Raw genomic sequence first — 1,211 nt, forward strand, 5'->3', positions numbered from 1 at the left:
GTGGAGTGGACGCTGCGCGAGTCCGGTCTCGGCGCGCCGAAGCTCAACCGGTACGGCAAACACTCCGACCCGCTCATCGTGCTCACCGCCGCCGCCGCCGTGAAGCTCGGGCTGCCGGAACGCCTGGAGGGCCACGAACAGCGCCGCTCCCTGCGCCTGCCCGATGACCACCCCGTCGTCAAGCAGGTCCTCAAAGCGAAATGGCAGCTCACGAAGCGCGGCTTCGGCCCCTGGGCGCGGATCTACCGCAAGGCCCAGGGACGCGACCGGCAGTGCGCGCAGCTCGCGATCCTCTCCTGGGACGCCCTCGACGAGCGGTCCTGGCCCGGCGTCACCGACATGGAACCGGCCGACATCGCCCGCGTCCTCGGCACCTACGCCCAGCGGGTCACCACCCCGCGCGGCTCCACCGCCGTCTCCGGCCTCGAACTCATGACCGCGCTGCGCCCGCCGACGCGCGCCGTGCGGGATGAAGCGACCGGCAACTGGCTGTCCGGCCACAACGCGGGCTCGCTGGGGACGGAGCCGATGGACCCGGCGCCGCCGGAGGCCACCCCGGAGCACCCCGTTGTCGTGAACTCCGGCTGGAGCGGCGGGTTCCTGGACGAGGAGGCGTACCAGTGGGTGCGCGACGTCGACCTGCTGGGCGCCGAGGAGTGCACGCTGCCGTGGGCGGTCGGCCTCGACCTGAACACGGCGTTCCTCGCCGCCGCGGCCCGCCTGGTCGTCGGCCTCTCCGCCCCCGACCATTTCCACGCGCCGACGTTCAACCCGAAGATCCCCGGCAGTTGGCTGGTCGACCTGTCCCCCATCGAGCTGGACCCGCGCCTCCCGTCGCCGTTCACGCCGGACGGCTCCCGGCCGACGGGCCCGGCCTGGTACCAGACGCACACCGTCGCCTACGCCCAGGAGCTCGGCCACAACGTCGCCCCGATCGAGGCGTTCCTGCGCCGTGAGACCGGCGCATACCTGGATCCCTGGCACGACCGACTCAAGACCGCCTACGTCGATACCCTCGCCGACCTCGGCGTCACCAAGGACATGTCCGACGCCGAGTTCCTCGCCGCCATGGAGCACCACAAGCAGAACGACCCGGCCCTGGCCGCCGTCCTGTCCGCGATCAAGGCGACGGTGAAGGGCGGCATCGGGAAGCTCCGCGAGCGCCCCCAGGGCAAGTCCTACAAGGAGGGCGAAACGTGGCCGGCCCTGTC

1 protein-coding gene is annotated in these 1,211 nt (G+C 72.0%); it reads left to right on the top strand.

Annotation, left to right across the window (positions count from 1 at the left end; all coding sequences use genetic code 11):
* Positions 1 to 1,211, top strand: a 1,211-nt coding sequence (gene tap / locus ACFYPN_RS33740; protein ID WP_389303730.1) for a telomere-associated protein Tap, incomplete at both ends; no start/stop codon positions are given.

Source organism: Streptomyces sp. NPDC005576 (assembly GCF_042871745.1).
GTDB lineage: Bacteria > Actinomycetota > Actinomycetes > Streptomycetales > Streptomycetaceae > Streptomyces.